This window comes from Thalassospira sp. UBA4513, assembly GCF_002388495.1.
Taxonomy (GTDB): Bacteria; Pseudomonadota; Alphaproteobacteria; order Rhodospirillales; family Thalassospiraceae; genus Thalassospira; species Thalassospira tepidiphila.
The window spans coordinates 108,534-125,029 of the sequence record NZ_DGMR01000038.1 but is presented as its reverse complement, the minus strand read 5'-3'; the positions used below and the strand labels follow the sequence as shown (position 1 = coordinate 125,029).

17 protein-coding genes are annotated in these 16,496 nt (G+C 56.0%); 10 read left to right on the top strand and 7 right to left on the bottom strand.

Features of this window, described 5'->3' with window-relative positions; all coding sequences use genetic code 11:
• Positions 1-2 precede the first annotated feature (2 nt).
• Both B2T33_RS16205 and B2T33_RS16200 read left to right on the top strand, forming a co-directional pair.
• Positions 3-764: an ABC transporter ATP-binding protein gene (locus tag B2T33_RS16205; RefSeq protein WP_063089072.1), complete on the top strand. Its 762-nt coding sequence runs from the start codon at positions 3-5 to the stop codon at positions 762-764.
• Positions 761-1,513, top strand: coding sequence for an ABC transporter ATP-binding protein (locus B2T33_RS16200; protein WP_008889979.1), 753 nt, complete (start codon positions 761-763; stop codon positions 1,511-1,513). The genes B2T33_RS16205 and B2T33_RS16200 overlap by 4 nt, the downstream gene beginning before the upstream one ends.
• Before the next feature lie 110 nt (positions 1,514-1,623).
• On the opposite strand, the gene B2T33_RS16195 is transcribed toward B2T33_RS16200, so the two are convergent.
• Positions 1,624-2,094, bottom strand: coding sequence for an Lrp/AsnC family transcriptional regulator (locus tag B2T33_RS16195; RefSeq protein ID WP_286792611.1), 471 nt, complete (start codon positions 2,092-2,094; stop codon positions 1,624-1,626).
• A 163-nt stretch (positions 2,095-2,257) separates the two neighbouring features.
• Here B2T33_RS16195 and hppD point away from each other — a divergent pair, with 163 nt between their 5' ends.
• A complete protein-coding gene (hppD, locus tag B2T33_RS16190; protein ID WP_286792610.1) occupies positions 2,258-3,370 on the top strand; it encodes a 4-hydroxyphenylpyruvate dioxygenase in 1,113 nt (370 codons plus the stop codon).
• An 80-nt stretch (positions 3,371-3,450) separates the two neighbouring features.
• Here the strand turns inward: hppD and B2T33_RS16185 are convergent, their stop codons facing one another.
• The 3 genes from B2T33_RS16185 to B2T33_RS16175 are packed head-to-tail and all read right to left on the bottom strand — an operon-like array spanning position 3,451 to position 6,355.
• On the bottom strand, positions 3,451-4,764 hold the full coding sequence (locus B2T33_RS16185; RefSeq protein ID WP_286792609.1) for a TRAP transporter large permease: 1,314 nt from the start codon (positions 4,762-4,764) through the stop codon (positions 3,451-3,453).
• Entirely contained in the window at positions 4,764-5,300 is a 537-nt protein-coding gene (locus B2T33_RS16180) for a TRAP transporter small permease (RefSeq protein ID WP_286792608.1), read from the bottom strand. Before B2T33_RS16180 ends, B2T33_RS16185 begins: the two co-directional genes overlap by 1 nt.
• Positions 5,297-6,355, bottom strand: coding sequence for a TRAP transporter substrate-binding protein (locus tag B2T33_RS16175; RefSeq protein WP_286792607.1), 1,059 nt, complete (start codon positions 6,353-6,355; stop codon positions 5,297-5,299). The genes B2T33_RS16180 and B2T33_RS16175 overlap by 4 nt, the downstream gene beginning before the upstream one ends.
• 203 nt (positions 6,356-6,558) lie before the next feature.
• Between B2T33_RS16175 and B2T33_RS16170 the strand changes: the two genes are divergently transcribed.
• Positions 6,559-7,410 (top strand): IclR family transcriptional regulator, encoded by an 852-nt coding sequence (locus tag B2T33_RS16170; protein ID WP_286792606.1) that lies wholly within the window; start codon positions 6,559-6,561, stop codon positions 7,408-7,410.
• Between the two features lie 2 nt (positions 7,411-7,412).
• Here B2T33_RS16170 and B2T33_RS16165 read toward each other — a convergent pair whose 3' ends face one another.
• The gene (locus B2T33_RS16165) at positions 7,413-7,841 is read right to left on the bottom strand and encodes a MarR family winged helix-turn-helix transcriptional regulator (RefSeq protein ID WP_286792605.1); all 429 of its coding nucleotides are present in this window, start codon (positions 7,839-7,841) and stop codon (positions 7,413-7,415) included.
• An 80-nt stretch (positions 7,842-7,921) separates the two neighbouring features.
• Here B2T33_RS16165 and hmgA point away from each other — a divergent pair, with 80 nt between their 5' ends.
• The 3 genes from hmgA (at position 7,922) to maiA (ending at position 11,058) form a co-directional block, all read left to right on the top strand.
• Complete coding sequence (gene hmgA / locus B2T33_RS16160; protein ID WP_286792604.1) at positions 7,922-9,292, top strand: homogentisate 1,2-dioxygenase; 1,371 nt, start codon at positions 7,922-7,924, stop codon at positions 9,290-9,292.
• 62 nt (positions 9,293-9,354) lie between these two features.
• Positions 9,355-10,374, top strand: a complete 1,020-nt coding sequence (locus B2T33_RS16155) for a fumarylacetoacetate hydrolase family protein (RefSeq protein WP_286792603.1) — start codon at positions 9,355-9,357, stop codon at positions 10,372-10,374.
• A 24-nt stretch (positions 10,375-10,398) separates the two neighbouring features.
• Positions 10,399-11,058 carry a maleylacetoacetate isomerase gene (gene maiA, locus B2T33_RS16150; protein WP_286792602.1) on the top strand — a complete coding sequence of 220 codons (660 nt, stop codon included), beginning with the start codon at positions 10,399-10,401 and terminating at the stop codon, positions 11,056-11,058.
• An 18-nt stretch (positions 11,059-11,076) separates the two neighbouring features.
• Here maiA and B2T33_RS16145 read toward each other — a convergent pair whose 3' ends face one another.
• On the bottom strand, positions 11,077-12,669 hold the full coding sequence (locus tag B2T33_RS16145; RefSeq protein ID WP_286792601.1) for a gamma-glutamyltransferase family protein: 1,593 nt from the start codon (positions 12,667-12,669) through the stop codon (positions 11,077-11,079).
• 140 nt (positions 12,670-12,809) lie between these two features.
• On the opposite strand from B2T33_RS16145, the gene B2T33_RS16140 reads away from it, so the two are divergent.
• A complete protein-coding gene (locus B2T33_RS16140) occupies positions 12,810-13,523 on the top strand; it encodes a GntR family transcriptional regulator (protein WP_008889992.1) in 714 nt (237 codons plus the stop codon).
• A 107-nt stretch (positions 13,524-13,630) separates the two neighbouring features.
• Here the strand turns inward: B2T33_RS16140 and B2T33_RS16135 are convergent, their stop codons facing one another.
• On the bottom strand, positions 13,631-14,056 hold the full coding sequence (locus B2T33_RS16135; protein WP_120225843.1) for a nuclear transport factor 2 family protein: 426 nt from the start codon (positions 14,054-14,056) through the stop codon (positions 13,631-13,633).
• Between the two features lie 270 nt (positions 14,057-14,326).
• On the opposite strand from B2T33_RS16135, the gene B2T33_RS16130 reads away from it, so the two are divergent.
• On the top strand, positions 14,327-15,514 hold the full coding sequence (locus tag B2T33_RS16130) for an ABC transporter substrate-binding protein (RefSeq protein WP_286792599.1): 1,188 nt from the start codon (positions 14,327-14,329) through the stop codon (positions 15,512-15,514).
• Between the two features lie 105 nt (positions 15,515-15,619).
• Positions 15,620-16,495: a branched-chain amino acid ABC transporter permease gene (locus B2T33_RS16125; protein WP_286792596.1), complete on the top strand. Its 876-nt coding sequence runs from the start codon at positions 15,620-15,622 to the stop codon at positions 16,493-16,495.
• The last annotated feature ends 1 nt before the right edge of the window (position 16,496 follow it).

Below are 16,496 nucleotides of genomic sequence, written 5' to 3'. Positions count from 1 at the left end.
CCATGTCCGAATACATTCTTGACGTCACCGACGTCGACAAGAACTTTGGCGGTCTGCAGGCGCTTTCCGATATCAACCTTCGGGTCAAGGAAGGCACCGTGCACGCGATCATCGGGCCAAACGGTGCGGGCAAATCGACATTGCTGAACGTGATTGTCGGACGCTTGGCACCAAGCCGCGGTCGTGTGTTGCTTGGCGATCAGGTTCTGACCGGCAAGGAACCGCACGAGATCAACCAGCTTGGTGTCGCGCGTGTCTTCCAGACGCCGGAAATCTTCCCGGAACTGTCGCTTTTGCAAAACGTGATGGTTCCGGCCTTTGCCAAGCGCGAAGGCATTTTCAAGATGAACTTCCTCAGCAGCCTGTTTGCGGAAAAAGAAGTCCGCGAACATGCCGAGCACCTTCTTGAAGATGTCGGTTTGCTTCAGCATAAGGATCATCTTGCCGGTTCGATGTCGCGTGGTGACAAACGTCGTCTTGAACTTGCAATGTGCCTTGGCCAGCAGCCGAAACTGTTCCTGCTGGATGAGCCGACTGCTGGCATGTCGCGCCATGACACCAACCGCACGATTGATCTGCTCAAACGGATCAAGGAACGCGGCATGACCAAGGTGATCATTGAACACGACATGCATGTTGTCTTCAGTCTTGCCGATCGCATCAGCGTCTTGGCCCAGGGTGCCATCATTTGTGAAGGCACGCCGGAAGAAGTACGTAACGACCCACGGGTCAAGGAAGCCTATCTCGGAGGGGAAACGGTATGAACGCTTTGCCAAAACAGGAACCCGTCCGTAAACAGGGTGGAGATCCGGCGTTTTTCTCGGTCTATGACATCCATGCCTATTACGGCGAAAGCTATATCGTTCAGGGGCTGTCCTTTGATGTCCGTGAAGGCGAAATTCTGGCCCTTCTGGGGCGTAACGGGGCGGGCAAGACATCGACACTCCGCACGCTTGCGCGCATGGGTGACCCGGAACTCAAGCATGGTGAAATCTGGCTTGATCACCAGCCGTTGCACGAAATGAAGGCATGGCAGGCCGCCCGTCTGGGTCTGCAACTTGTGCCCGAAGATCGGCGCATCATTCCGGGCATGACGGTTCAGCAGAACCTTGAACTGGCCCAGATTGCCGAGCCGCATGGCTGGTCGATCCAGCGCATCTATGAACTGTTCCCGCGTCTTGGTGAAAGGGCGGAACAGGAAGCCATCACGCTTTCCGGTGGCGAACAACAGATGCTGGCGATCGGGCGTGCACTTGCCCGTGACATCAAGCTTTTGCTGCTCGATGAACCCTATGAAGGCCTGGCGCCGGTCATTGTTCAGGAAATTGAAAAGACCCTGCAAAACGTCAAGAAGCTTGGCATTACGACGATTATTGTCGAGCAGAATGCAATTGCAGCCCTGAAACTGGCCGACCGCGCGATTATCATGGATAGCGGCGAGATCGTCTTTGACGGCACCGCGCAGGCTGTTCTCGATAACGAGGAGCTGCGCGATCAGTACCTTGCCATCTAAAGACAGGGGGGCGTCACCGAAACTTTTTTGTAAGGGGAGTTTCGGGACAGGTAAGGCCGTGCCTTCGGGGCGCGGCCTTTTCCCTTTTTATGGCTTGAACGCAACGTACTCTAAAGATCCGGATCGACGGCAAGCCCCTCGAAATCCTTCAGCACATTCAGCACAATCGATGTCTTCACATGCTGGACCGAGTCATGGGGCAACAACACCTCATTGACGAAATGCGAAAGTGCGGCCAGGTCCTTGGTCGCGACCTTAAGATGGTAATCCATCTCCCCGGTCAGCGAAAACGCCTCCAACACTTCGGGCAAATCCGCCAACAGTCTGGCAAACCGTTTGGCATTGTCGCGGTTATGGGTGGCAAGTGTCACCGAAATCACCACCAGCAAGCCCATGCCCATCTTTTGCCGGTCAATATCAGCACGGTATCCGCGAATGACCTTGTCGTCTTCAAGGCGCGCACGGCGGCGTGAACATTGTGACGCCGAAAGGCCGATGCGCCCTGACAAATCATTGTTTGTCAGGCGGCCATCCTTTTGCAGTTCCGCCAGCAGTTTAAGGTCCAGTCGGTCCAGTTGCATGTTTCACGCGCTAAATGATTGTTTAATGCATGATGTATGCAAAGAATTCCGAAAAGCAAGCGTAAATGCACGCACGTTGCACGCGGTTTGGCGCACGATTGGGACATAACAAGAATTCGAATAATTCCAATCATTCGAATGTGCCAATCAAAGGAGACTTCCGATGGGTCCGTTCCCGCATGATGCCCCGCGCGCAACCATTAGCGATGAAAACCCGGCCGGAACCGACGGGTTCGAGTTCGTTGAATTCGCCCATGAAGACGCCGACAAACTGGAAACCCTGTTTGCCCGCATGGGATACAGCCCGGTTGCCAAACACAAGACCAAAAATATCACCGTCTGGCGTCAGGGCGATATCAACTACATCCTCAATGCCGAGCCATCATCGCATGGCATGAAATTCGTTGAGAAACATGGCCCCTGTGCACCTTCGATGGCATGGCGCGTGGTGGATGCCAAGCATGCCTTTGACCATGCAGTATCAAAGGGGGCGGAGCCCTACACCGGGGATGACAAGACGCTTGATGTCCCGGCCATCGTCGGCATTGGCGGGTCGTTGCTGTATTTCGTCGATAAATATGGTGAAACCGGTTCGGCCTATGACGCGGAATTTGACTGGCTGGGCGAACGCGATCCGAAACCCGAAGGGGTCGGTTTCTATTACCTCGATCACCTGACCCATAACGTTTATCGCGGCAATATGGATAAATGGTGGGACTTCTATCGCGACCTGTTTGGTTTCAAGCAAATCCACTTCTTTGACATTGCCGGTAAAATCACCGGTCTGGTCAGCCGTGCGATCACGTCCCCCTGTGGCAAGATCCGCATTCCGCTTAATGAATCGACCGATGACAAAAGCCAGATCGAAGAATACCTGCGCAAATACAAGGGCGAAGGCATTCAACATATCGCGGTCGGCACCGACGGCATCTATGACGCCACCGACAAGCTTGCCGCCAATGACCTGAAATTCATGCCAGGACCGCCCGAAACCTATTACGAGAAATCCCACGAACGCGTGCACGGCCATGACGAGCCGATTGAACGCATGAAAACCCACGGCATCCTGATCGATGGCGAAGGTGTGGTTGACGGCGGCACGACCAAGATTTTGCTTCAGATCTTCTCGAAAACCGTGATCGGCCCGATCTTCTTTGAATTCATCCAGCGCAAAGGCGACGAAGGCTTTGGCGAGGGCAACTTCCGCGCCCTGTTTGAAAGTATCGAAGAAGACCAGATCCGCCGCGGCGTGCTGAAGGTTGATGCCGCCGAATAAGCGCCATTGAAGTCAGAAACGCAAAAGCCCCGGAACAGGTTCTGTCTGTTCCGGGGCTTCGTTTTTAACTGTGGGACCAATCAATAGGCACCAAATCCCAGCAAATGCGGCAACCACAAAACCAGCCCCGGGATTGCAATCATCAGGATCACCCGCACAAAGTCAGCCGCAAGAAACGGCAGGATACCGCGCGCAAGGGTCGTGATCTTCATGTCCGGTGAAACGCCCTGAATGATAAACAGGTTCATGCCGATCGGCGGGGTGATCAGGCCGATTTCAACAACCGATACCAGAACAACACCAAACCAGATCGGGTCATAGCCGACCCCGGTAATCACGCCATAGGCTGGAACCACGGTCAAAAGGATCATGGACAGGCTATCCATGAAGCACCCCAGCACGACATAAAACACCAGAAGGGCGATCAAAACGACAAGCGGCGAATAGCCCTGTGTGGTGATCCAGTCGACCAAGGTCTGGGTCAGTCCGCTGGTTTCAATGAAGAAGTTGAAAAGTGCTGCCCCCACCAGAATAAGGAAAATCATCCCGGTCATGCCGGCCGTTTCGCGAATGCCGGTGCGCAAAACGCTCCAGGTCAGGCGTTTGCGCATAAAGGCAAACAGCAACGCTGCCCCCGCGCCAACGGCCGCGGCCTCGGTCGGGGAAAACAGGCCGGCATAAATCCCGCCAATCACCAAGGCGATCAAAAGGACCGCATCCCACATTTGCAACAAGGCACCCCAACGCTGCGACCAGGGCACATAGGTGCTGACCGGCGCAAGCGATGGATCGCGCATCACCTGAATACGGATGGAGGCAATGTAAAGAACCGTCGCCAAAAGACCCGGGATCATCGCACCGGCAAACAATGCGCCAATCGATTGTTCGGTCATCAGCGCGTAAATCACCAGCAGGATCGATGGCGGAATGAGAACGCCAAGCGTGCCGCCCGCCGCAATCGATGCCCCGGCAAGACTTTTGGCATAGCCACGTTGACGCATTTCAGGAAGTGCCACGCGCCCCATGGTCGCACAGGTCGCAAGCGACGATCCGCAAATCGCGCCAAACACCGCACTGGCCCCGATGCTTGATGCAGCAAGTCCACCCGGACGATGTCCGGAAAAGGCCGTGATCCCGCGAAACAGGTTACTTGAAAGGCCGGAGTGTGAGGCGAACACGCCCATGAAAATGAACAGCGGCACCACCGAAAGGCCATAAGGGAAAATCGCCTCAAACGGCAGGCTTGCCATGACATAGCTTGCCGACATCCAGTCGGTCAAAAGCAGCGTTCCGATAATACCAACCACCGCCATTGCGACAGCGACCGGTACGCGCAACAGGGCCAGTGCCAGTGCAGCAACAAACCCGATCAATCCCGCCCATTCCGTCGCCATCAGTTATTCTCGTTCGTTAAAAGCATTTTCAGAAAATGGACAAGACAGACCACTGTCGATATCGCCATGCCGCTCAGCAAGAAGCCCCAGAACAGGATCATCGGGATCTCAAGGTTCTGCGACACGTCGCCATAGCTCCATTGTTCCATCGCGCGTCCCCATGACAGATAAAACAGGAACGCCATTAACCCGGCACACAGAAGCGGGATCAGGGTGTCTATGATGCGAAACAGGAAGCGAAGATGGTTCTTGCCGACCAGATCGACCGTGACATGGGCATGGGCGCTAAACGCATAGGGGATCGCCCAGGATGCCGCCGCCATGACACAAAACTGGGTCAGGTCAACCGCGCCCACCATCGATTGGCCGCCAATGCGGCGCCAGATGATGTCGATAACCACAATGGCAATCGCACCGATCAGGGCGGCCATGCCGACAAAAGCCAGAATGTCGGTCAGTCTGTTCATAAAGCGGTCAGTGCGGTGAACCGCGGCATAAAGCCGCGATCCACCAAAGTTTTCAGTCGGCTGGGTCATTTGTCGCCAGCGTGATATTTGGCATCAAATTCCGCGATAAGTTCCTGCGCGCGCGCATAGATCGCCTCAGGATCTGAAACGCCTTTTTCCTTCAGGCTGGCAAGGTATTCCTCGATCATCGGCTGGGATGCTTCCTGCCATTCCGCACGGGTGGCGTCATCAATCGTGATGATTTCATTGCCGTGTTTTTCCGCATCGGCCTTGCCAACGGCTTCCCATTTGTCCCACCAGTCGCCGAATTTTCCGACGAGGACATCGCCGGAAATTTCGTCAATTGCGGCCCGCACGTCGTCGGGCAGGCTGTCATATTTTTTCTGATTCATGACGAAATAGAAGCCTGCGGTATAGGCCGCGGCATCGGTGTGATGTTTCAAAAGTTCATTGGCCTTGACCGCATTGACCAGGTCCCAGGTGGCAACCAGACCTTCGATATTGCCTTTTTCAAGGTTTTCGTAGATGGCCGAGGGCGGCAGGCCGACCGGGGATGCCCCAAAGGATTCCAGCATTGCCGAAATCGCCGGGCTTGGCGTGCGAAGACGCAGGCCCTTGAGGTCATCAAGCGATCTGACCGGTGTATCAAGGGTGTGGATCAGGCCACCCGGATGGGTAAACAGGCCAAGGACCTTGAAGTCCTGATAGTCACTGCCAAGCAGGCCTTCCTTGTAAAGCTGCCACAGGGTTTCCGACCCGGAATCGGCATATTTCACCAAAAACGGCAGTTCAATCACCGAGGCAGCCGGATAACGGTCACGCGGAATGCCATTCAGGCCCACGGCCATATCCGTAACGCCCGCGCGGACCTGATCGGCCTGACGGTCGATTTTGCCAAAGGCCGACGTGGCGTCATAGATCTCGACTTCGACTTTGCCGCCGGTTTTTTCCGACAGTTGCTGTCCCCAGCTTTCAAGGAAGTCTTTCTGGAAGCCGTGGCTTGGCGGCAGATAGTGACTGACTTTAAGGGTGATGTCGGCCGCATGCGCGATACCGGCACCGGCCAGAATGGTTGCGCCGGCCATAAGACCAAGCAGCGTTTTACGAAGATTAGGATGTTTCACGGATGTCTCCCTATTTTTTTAAGTCGTTCATTTGGTCTTGCGTCTGACCAGCTTCGGGCCAAGCGATTGCTGTGCAGTTGCCATCAGCCTGTGCGTGTCCGGGATGGCAGTCTGGGATCGCGACTGGAATGCTGTTTTTTCTTTGAATTGGAATTATGATATATATAATCAATTACGCAATATGAAATTTATGCAGGTAAATTTTGACCAAAGCCTCGCCCAAAAATATCCCGGATCGCGAAACCGAACATGACATCGCCGACGTGGTTGATGCCGCTGACAAGCGCAAAGGCATCCAATCGGTGGAGGTCAGTGGCGTCATTATTGCTGCCTTGTGCGATTTCAAATTCCCGGTTCCGCTAAAGGACCTTGCAGACGCGGTTTCTATGCCGGCGGCCAAGGTCCATCGCTATCTTGCCAGTCTGGTGCGCATCGGCCTTGCCTGGCAGGATGACCAGACGGGGCTGTATGGCCTTGGCCCGATGGCGTTGCGCATGGGTGTTTCGGCGATTGAACGCAATGATGTGGTGATGCGCGCCGGTCGGCTGTTGCGCAATCTGGCGATTGAGTTGCGATCATCGGGGCATCTGGCGATCTGGGGTGAACGTGGTCCGGTCCTGATACGCACCGAACATGGTGGCCCGCCGATCATATCGACCATGGGGCTTGGTACGGTGATGCCGCTTTTGCGCTCTGCAACCGGGCAGGCCTTTTTGGCCAGCATGCCGCGCAGCGCGATCGAACATGTCATTTCGGCCGAACAGGAAATCCTGCATTGGGATGATGCCACGGTGGACCGGCTGATTGCCGACACCAAACAACGCGGCGCAGCCGTGATTGAAGGCGATATCGTGCCCGGTTTATCGGCAATCAGTGCGCCGGTTTATAATCTCGACGGAGCGGTGGCCTGTTGCGTCACGCTGATGAACCCCAATGCCAATTACTTTCAGCCCGGCCAACCCGCGTTCGATGTGTTTACCCGTGCCATTGCCGATTTCACGCAAAGTTGGGGCGGTACGCCGCGTGCGGAATCTGATCAGGCTAAAGGGGGCTGAGATCACAGGTCGTTAAACCGTTTCAGGAGGTCAGAAAGACGTTTGAATTCATCTTCGCCTAGAAAGTCGCGCACTTTCCGGTCATAGGCGACACCCGTCTCACACAGTGACGTGAAGGCCGATTTTCCCTGCGCAGTCAGGTCAAGGCGATGCACGCGGCGATCATTTTCATCCTGAAACCGTTTCAGCCAACGCCGTTTCTCGATGGAAAATACAGCCCGCGAAACCTTGGTTTTATGCAGTCCGGTATGTGTCACGATTTCGGTCGCAGTTAAGGCGCCATACTGGCCGAGCGTTGCCAGAACCCGCCATTCGGACCGCGTCATCCGGTATCGGTCGCGATAGATATCGCGAAAGCCAAGGCTGAGCTTTTCGCTGGCGTGATGCATCAGGAACGGCAGGAAACTGTGAAGATCGAATTCGGATTTCATTGGCTTCAAAAGGCTGTTTGATAGTTACAAAAATTACAGTTACGAATGTAACTATATCAAAGATTGGGAGGAAAAAGGCAATGACGGATCACAATGAGCCGACCAAAAATGCCAAAAAAGGTGGTGCCAACGATCTGCGTTACATGCCCGGTTTCGGCAATGATTTTGAAACCGAAAGTCTTCCGGGTGCGTTGCCGCAAGGGCAAAACAGCCCGCAAAAATGCGCCTATGGGCTTTATGCCGAACAGCTTTCAGGATCGCCTTTCACCGCCCCGCGCGGCACCAATGAACGGTCCTGGCTGTATCGCATTCGCCCGAGTGTCAAACATAACGGGCGCTTCGCCGCCCTTGATCGACCGTTTTGGAAAACAGCGCCGTGCCAGAATGATCACAGCCTTGCGCTGGGTCAGTTGCGCTGGGATCCGGTGCCGATGCCCAAGGACGCAGTTGATTTCATATCGGGCATGCGCACGGTCACGACTGCGGGCGATGCCATGACCCAGACCGGCATGGCAAGCCATGTCTATGTCTGTAACACTGACATGGTCGATGACTATTTCTTCAATGCTGATGGCGAACTTCTGATCGTGCCGGAAAGCGGCACGCTTCGCATCTTCACCGAACTTGGCATGATGGATGTCGCCCCGCTTGAAATAGCACTTATTCCGCGCGGCATGCTGTTTAAGGTCAGCATCCTTGAGACCGGGGTTGATGGCGGCGCACGCGGCTATGTCTGCGAGAACTATGGGGCCAAATTCACCCTGCCCGAACGCGGGCCGATCGGGGCCAACTGCCTTGCCAATCCGCGTGATTTCAAAACACCCGTGGCCGCCTATGAGGATAAGGAAACCCCGTGTCGGGTGTTGGTCAAATGGTGCGGGCAGTTCCATGTCACTGAAATCGGCCATTCGCCGCTTGATGTCGTCGCATGGCATGGCAACTACACACCGTTCAAATATGATCTTCGGACCTTCTCGCCAGTCGGCGCGATCCTGTTTGATCATCCCGATCCGTCGATCTTTACCGTGCTGACCGCGCCAACCGACGAGGCCGGCACCGCCAATGTTGATTTCGTGATCTTCCCGCCGCGCTGGATGGTGGCTGAAAACACTTTCCGCCCGCCTTGGTATCACCGCAACATCATGTCGGAATTCATGGGCCTGATTTGCGGCCAATATGACGCCAAGGAAGAGGGCTTTGTCCCCGGCGGCATGAGCCTGCATAACATGATGCTGGCCCATGGGCCGGATGCCTACGGGTTTGACAAGGCATCGAACGCCGAACTTGGGCCGCAAAAACTCGATGGCACCATGGCCTTCATGTTCGAGACCCGCTATCCGCAACAACTGACAAAATTCGCCGCCGAACTGGAAACGCTTCAGGACGATTATCTTGATTGCTGGTCGGGGCTGGAACGCAAGTTCGATGGCACCCCCGAAGGTCGCCCGTAACCGCGACCCCAAAAAGCAATCACTCAGGACTTAACGAAAAGAATGCCGGAGGCACAAAAACAATGAAACTCGCCACCCTTAAAAATGGTACCCGCGACGGCCAGCTGGTGCTGGTTTCCAAGGACCTGTCGGAATATGTCGATGCCAGCGCGATTGCGCCAACCCTTCAGGCAGCCCTTGATAACTGGGCCGATATTGCCCCGCGTCTCAAGGATCTGGCAGGCGATGTCGAAGCCGGATCAGGTCCGGCGAAACGCGTTGCATTTGATCAGACCAAGGCACATTCACCTTTGCCACGCGCATTCCAGTGGGCCGATGGATCGGCCTATGTCAATCACGTCGAACTGGTCCGCAAAGCCCGCGGTGCCGAAATGCCGCAAAGTTTCTGGACCGATCCGCTGATGTATCAGGGCGGCTCGGACAGCTTCCTTGGTCCGCGCGATGATATCCTGATGGCCGATACCGCCTGGGGCATCGACATGGAAGGCGAAATTGCCGTCATCACCGATGATGTCCCGATGGGTGCAACCCTTGATCAGGCGCGCGATGCCATTCGATTGATCATGCTGGTCAATGACGTGTCGCTGCGTGGTCTTATCCCGGGTGAACTGGCCAAGGGATTTGGTTTCTTCCAGTCCAAACCGTCTTCGGCCTTCTCCCCGGTTGCGGTGACCCCCGATGAACTGGGTGATGCGTGGGATGGTGGCAAGCTTCACCTGCCGCTTTGTGTGGACCTGAATGGCAAGCCGTTCGGGCGTGCCAATGCCGGGATCGATATGACCTTTGATTTCGCCCAGCTTGTCGCCCATGCGGCACGCACCCGTCCGCTCTGTGCCGGGTCGATCATCGGGTCGGGCACGGTATCCAACAAGCTGGATGGTGGACCGGGCAAACCGGTTGCTGCGGGCGGTGCGGGCTATTCCTGCATTGCGGAAATCCGCATGATCGAAACCATCGAAAATGGTTCGGCGGTAACGCCCTTCCTGCAATTTGGCGACAGCGTCAAAATCGAAATGCGCGATGCCAAAGGGCAATCGATCTTTGGTGCGATTGAACAAACTGTTCGCCAATACAAACCATAAGGCCCCCCAACTATGAGCGAGATCATGAGCGAGATCGTTTTGTATGACTATTGGCGATCCTCGGCGAGTTATCGCGTGCGGATTGCGCTGGGGTTGCTCGACCTTCCGTACCGGACGGTGCCGGTTGACCTGCTGGCTGGCAGCCACAAAATCGGCGAGCATCTGGCGCGCAATCCGCAAGGTCTTGTCCCCGCCCTTGAAATCGACGGGGTCATGATGACCCAGTCGGTGTCGATCATTGAATATCTTGATGAAACCCGGCCGGGGCAGGGGCTTTTGCCGACCGAAACGCTGGCCCGTCAACGGGTGCGGGCGCTGTCGCATGCGATTGCCATGGATACCCATCCGGTCTGTAATCTGGGTGTGGTGCGCCATGTGATGGATATTGCCGAGGCGCATGGTGATGACGCCGATGCCGCACGACAGGAATGGATGGCGAAATATATCGGATCGGGCTTGGCCGGGTTTGAAGCCATGCTTGCCGGTGACGGGGACGGCACCAATGGCGATTTCTGCCACGGTGACCGCCCGTCCATGGCCGACATCTGCCTGATCCCGCAGCTTTATAATGCGCGCCGCTGGAATGTGAGCTTTTCTCACCTTCCGCGGATTTGCGCGATAGAACAACGCTGTAACGCGATTGCAGCCTTCGCCAACGCCCACCCGGACCAGTGCCCGCGCTAGGCCAAGCGAACGAAGACTTTAAACCCCAATCGCCTTGCCGTCACTGCGCGGATCATGCGCGCCATCGACAAAGCCATCGTCATCGATGCGAATGATCCCCGCCTGACCGGCAAGCGCACTTTGCGGTTCAATCGCGCGCAGGACATGACCGCGCGCGGCCAGTTCGTCAAACACGTCATCCCCGGCATCGACTTCCAGTTTTAGGCTGTCATTGGTGTCCGAAAACGTCTTGCCGAGCAGGAAGCGCGGTTTGGCGAGTGCGTCCGTCGGCGACAGGCCGAAATCAAGCAGGCGGGTCAACAGCATGGCAAGGGTTTGCGGCTGCCCATCGGCCCCTTGCGTCCCATAAAGCAGATGCGGCTTGCCACCCTTAAGTGCCATGCCGGGATTAAGCGTATAGAACGGAAGCTTGCCCGGTGCGAAGGCATTCGGGTGGATTGGATCGGTGCTGAATGCGGCCCCGCGGTTTTGCCAGACAATGCCGGTATCGCCGGCGACAACGCCGCTGCCCCAATCGAAATAGGTGCTTTGCAGCACACTGGCGCAATTGCCATTGGCATCCTTGGCGGCCAGAAACACCGTATCGCCATGGCGGAACGGGTGGGGCCAATCAAGCGCCTTGCTGGGCGAGATGTCCTTGGCATCTGCGGCCAACTCGGCTTGGTCGAGGAGGGCTGCAAAATCGGTATCAGTGAAAGCGGGATCCGCGATCTGATCGCGCTTCAGGAATGCGCGTTTGATGGCCTCGACCACCAGATGGTAATGATCCGCTGTTCCCTCGGCCCAGTCCTTTTGACCCAGTTCGCGCAACACCCCCATGGTCATGAGCGTCGCCAATCCTTGCGTGGGCGCGGGCGGGGCAAACAGGGTGACGTCACCATAATCAAGCGACACCGCATCGACCGTGCGGGTGCGGGTTTTTGCCAGATCCGCCTTGGTGATCGGCGATCCGACGGCTGACAGGCCTTTGACGATCTGATCAGCAAGGCCGCCTTCATAGAAATCGCGTGCGCCATATTCGGCAATGCGTTTCAGGCTTTGCGCCAAGTGCGGCTGATGAAATGTCTCGCCGACATGTGGCATCCGCGCATTCGGGGTGAAGACATCCATAAAGCCCGGCCAATTGGCGATTTCCTCTTTACGGAAATCAAGCCAGAAACACTGTGACGGACTGATCGCAAAGCCATTTTCCGCAAGCGCAATCGCAGGCGCGATCAGCTCCGAAAGGCTTTTGGTCCCGCCCCAGTTGCTTGCCGAATGATCAAGCGCATGTTGCCATGAATCCACCGTGCAGGCCGTGGTCAGGGTCGAGCCCGGACCGCGCAGCGGAATGGGACTGCCGGGCGTGATTGTGTCGCCGCCTTTTTCGGCGGCCTGACCAATACCCAGGAAGGACTGAACCTTGCCCGTGTTGTCTGAAACCATCCAGACCGCATCACCACCAATGCCGCAGAAATGCGGGTATGTTACTGCCAACATTGCCGCGGTGGCGACGACGGCCTCAATCGCGGTGCCACCATCGCGCAAGACTTGCGCACCGGCTTCGCTGGCCGCTGTGCTCGGGCTTGTCACCATGGCGCGATGTTCGGGGGCAGTTTGATGGTCGGTCATGGGCTTGGTTCTTTCAGCCAAAAGGATTGATTTCAAATAGGTTAGCGTTATGCGTGCATCAGTTGTGGCGAAATTGCATGCAATCCTTTATACAGGCGCAGGCAATAAAGTGATCGAAACAAGAAACTTGGCGGACCGGGATGAAAGCAGCGGACAAGGCAAAGCATCGCACAGACATGATCAGTTCGGCACTGCGTTCGGCAATCCTCGAACGTGTTCTGATGCCTGGCATGAAGCTGCCCGAAGACTCCCTTGGCGAACGTTTCGGCGTCAGCCGCACCCTTATTCGCCAGTCGCTTGAACGGCTTGCCGCCGAAGGGCTGGTCGAGCTTCGCCGTAACAAGGGGGCTGCGGTTGCCAAGCCCAGCCTTGAAGAGGCGCGTGATCTGTTTGAACTGCGCACCCAGATCGAAGACCTTGTCATCAGTCGGGTGATCAAGAATATGAGCCCGGAAATTCTCGGCGAACTTGAAGCCCATCTTGCCAAGGAAGTCGAAGCCGAAAACGCGTCCGAACCGATTTCGATCCGTCTTGCCACCGAATTCCACATCCTGCTCGCCCGCCTTGCCGGAAGCCCGGTCTTGCTGCGCTATGTCGAGGAAATCGGTTATCGCTGTGGCCTGACATTGTCGCTTTATGCCCGCCCGCATTCGACCGATTGTGGCATTCAGGAACACCGCCAGATCATCGAGGCCCTTGCCAAGGGCGATGAAGATGCGGCGCGCAAACTGATGCGCCATCATCTGACGGCGGTTGCCGACCGCGCCCTGTTCACGACCAAGGAAAGCGGGCCGCTTTTGTATCTGGATGCGCTGGAACCCTATGCCAAAAAGGTGCGTGACGGCACCAGCTAAGCCCGGGCGCCCCATCGCCATATCAACAGCCGCACGCGGGACTTCGCGCGTGGCGTGCGGATGGCAAATGGCTGGTTTGGGCTGCATCATTCGGGTTTCCGTCTGGCTCAGGCCTTGATGCCCTTGCGGATCAGAATGCGTTCCGCACTTTCATTCCAGACATCCATTTTGATGATCTTGCCGTTTTCAATCACGAAACGGTCGACATAACGGTTGCCTTCAAACGGGGTGCCGTCCGGCCATTCGCCGTAAAGCCAGCCGGTGCTGTAAACAACAGTCTGGCCGTTGGTATGGGCGACATCAAACTGACCGAACTTCTTTTTCACCCATTTATAACGCGCAGCGTTAAACGCCGTGGTGCCCGACGGATGATCGTATTTCTGACCATCGGTAAAGGTGATGACGACATCATCAGACATGAATGTCGCCGCCAGTTCCGGGTCGGGCTTCATGGATGCATCAAGAAAATCACGCACCGTCTGCGCCTCTGGCGGAAGGGTATCGAGCACATTTTCCACGGTTTGGTCACTCATTTGGAAGGCCTCTGTTTTCGGGAATTGATCTGGCATCAGCATAAACGCTGTGCAGAAATTTTGCATGCACTAATTTTATGCAAAAATTGCATGCAATCTGCGTATACATGAGGCAATTCTGTTTTCCGAAGCGGTGGGAAACCGGCTAAGTTCCTGATTTTGAATGATTGTGATTCTTGGCATGTCGCTTGCTGCAGTGCGGTGACGATTTGGTGCGCATGCCGAATTTGCGACGCCGGACGACGCAGACACATAATCAGGGAGTCTCACATGCCTATTTCTTCGCCTTTCCGGAAAATAACGCGGCGTGCCGCCCTTCTCGGGGCTGCTGCTGCGCTGATGTTCGCCACCGCCTTGCCGGCCCATGATGCCCATGCAGAAGACACTGTGAAGCTTGGCCTTGTTGCCGCACTCAGCGGTCAGTCGGCCAAATCGGGCGAAGCCATTACGCGTGGCATCACCCTTGCGATTGACAAGATCAATGCCGAGGGTGGTGTTCTTGGCAAGCAGCTTGAACTTGTATCGCGTGATGATGAAAGCAACCCGGGCAAGGGTCTGGTCGCGGCCCGGGAACTGGCCCAGCGCGAAGGCGTTGCGGCAATCATTGGTGGCCTTGATACGCCGGTATCCTTTGCCATCGTGCCCTATGTCAATCAGCAGAAAATCCCGTTCATCGGCCCGTGGGCTGCCGGGACCGGGATCACCAAAAACGGTGCAGAGGAAAACTATGTTTTCCGCGTTTCGGCGGTTGATGAATATGTCGACGAAGCCATCACGGAATATCTGATCGCCAATTACGGTGCCAAGAAACCGGGCATGATCCTGATCAACAACCCTTGGGGGGAGTCCAATGAAAAGGGCTTGCTCAAGGCGCTTGAAAAGCGTGGCATGGAACATGCCGGGATCGAAAAGTTTGAATCAAACGATGTCGATGTTGTCCCGCAGCTGACCCGTCTTAAGGAAAACGGTGCAGATTCCCTGTTTGTGGTTGCCAACGTTGCCCCGACCGCACAGGTGATCAAGTCGCTTGATCGCATGGGCTGGGATGTTCCGATTTCATCGCATTGGGGTCCGGCTGGTGGCCGCTTCACTGAACTTGCTGGCAAGTCGGGCGAGAAAGTCCACTTCATCCAGACCTATCTGTTTACCGATCCGGCAAATCCGATGTTCGTCAAACTTCAGGAAAAGTTCCCGGAGATCGAAACCCTTGCCGACGTGACCCCGGCAACCGGCATTGCCAACGCCTATGACGCAACCCTTCTGCTCGCAGCCGCCATTGAAAAGGCCGGTTCGACCGAAGGTCCGGCCATCCGTGAAGCCATGTACGAAATCAGCGGTGTCGAAGGCATGATCAAAACCTATGACAAGCCGTTCACCCCGGACGATCAGGATGCGCTTGGTCCGGAAGACTACACCTTCGCGCATTTCGTCGAAGGCCAGATCATTCCGATCAAATAAGCGATTTAACTAACCCTATCGGCGTGTTCCCCAATGCACGCCGACGGGGGATTTATTCATTTTAAATGATGCACTTACGTGCACGGCATAAGCAGGCGGCTGGCAATGACACTTTTAATCGCAGCTCTGATAACCGGGATCGGTCTGGGCAGTATGTACGGGCTGATCGCGCTTGGTTTCCAGATCACCTATTCGGTGTCCTCCAAGGTCAATTTCGCCCAAGGATCGATGGTGATGCTGGGCGCTGTTCTGGGCTTTGTATTCTGCGAACGATACGGTTTTCCGGTCATTGTCGGTTATCCGCTGGCCATTCTGTGCTGCGGGCTTGCCGGTATTCTGGTTGAATTTTTCCTTGTCCGTCCGTTTGCCGTTCGCAATTCCGAAGCCTGGCTGATGGCCACTGTCGCGGGCGGTATTTTGCTTGATAACGCGGTGCTGTTTACCTTTGGCAACGAACCCCGCACCCTGCCATCCGCCCTTGTCGGTGAAAGCTGGAATGTCTTTGGCACCGGCGTTTACCCGCAACAAATCCTGATCCCGGTGGCGGCCATTGGTGTGGCGCTCGCACTCCATGCCCTGTTCCGTCATACCCGTCAGGGCCGCGCCCTTTTGGCCGTGGTGCAGAACCTTCAGGCCGCCAAGCTGATGGGGATCAACACCACCTTGATGGTGACCGGATCCTTCGCCATTTCATCGATGCTGGCCGGCTGTGCCGGGCTTCTGATTGCACCGCTGTTTTCGGTGCATTCGGATATGGGCACGCTTTTTGGCCTCAAGGCCTTTGCGGTTGCCATTCTGGGCGGCATGACGTCGGCCTATAGTGTGATGTTGGCCGGCTTTATCTATGGTCTGGTTGAGGCCGGTGTGACCACCTATCTCGGATCGTCCTACACCTTCATCGTCGTCTTCGCGCTTGTGATCGCGGTTCTGACCGTCAAACCAAGCGGCCTGTTTGGCCGTGCTGCGATCAAGAAGGTCTGAT

Coding starts and splice junctions, on each gene's coding strand:
- B2T33_RS16135 (WP_120225843.1), bottom strand. CDS start 14,056: ATGAGTGACCAAACCGTGGAAAATGTGCTCGATACCCTTCCGCCAGAG.
- B2T33_RS16195 (WP_286792611.1), bottom strand. CDS start 2,094: ATGCAACTGGACCGACTGGACCTTAAACTGCTGGCGGAACTGCAAAAG.
- B2T33_RS16205 (WP_063089072.1), top strand. CDS start 3: ATGTCCGAATACATTCTTGACGTCACCGACGTCGACAAGAACTTTGGC.
- B2T33_RS16140 (WP_008889992.1), top strand. CDS start 12,810: ATGAAAGCAGCGGACAAGGCAAAGCATCGCACAGACATGATCAGTTCG.
- B2T33_RS16145 (WP_286792601.1), bottom strand. CDS start 12,669: ATGACCGACCATCAAACTGCCCCCGAACATCGCGCCATGGTGACAAGC.
- maiA (WP_286792602.1), top strand. CDS start 10,399: ATGAGCGAGATCGTTTTGTATGACTATTGGCGATCCTCGGCGAGTTAT.
- B2T33_RS16200 (WP_008889979.1), top strand. CDS start 761: ATGAACGCTTTGCCAAAACAGGAACCCGTCCGTAAACAGGGTGGAGAT.
- B2T33_RS16165 (WP_286792605.1), bottom strand. CDS start 7,841: ATGAAATCCGAATTCGATCTTCACAGTTTCCTGCCGTTCCTGATGCAT.
- B2T33_RS16180 (WP_286792608.1), bottom strand. CDS start 5,300: ATGACCCAGCCGACTGAAAACTTTGGTGGATCGCGGCTTTATGCCGCG.
- B2T33_RS16125 (WP_286792596.1), top strand. CDS start 15,620: ATGACACTTTTAATCGCAGCTCTGATAACCGGGATCGGTCTGGGCAGT.
- hppD (WP_286792610.1), top strand. CDS start 2,258: ATGGGTCCGTTCCCGCATGATGCCCCGCGCGCAACCATTAGCGATGAA.
- B2T33_RS16130 (WP_286792599.1), top strand. CDS start 14,327: ATGCCTATTTCTTCGCCTTTCCGGAAAATAACGCGGCGTGCCGCCCTT.
- B2T33_RS16185 (WP_286792609.1), bottom strand. CDS start 4,764: ATGGCGACGGAATGGGCGGGATTGATCGGGTTTGTTGCTGCACTGGCA.
- hmgA (WP_286792604.1), top strand. CDS start 7,922: ATGACGGATCACAATGAGCCGACCAAAAATGCCAAAAAAGGTGGTGCC.
- B2T33_RS16155 (WP_286792603.1), top strand. CDS start 9,355: ATGAAACTCGCCACCCTTAAAAATGGTACCCGCGACGGCCAGCTGGTG.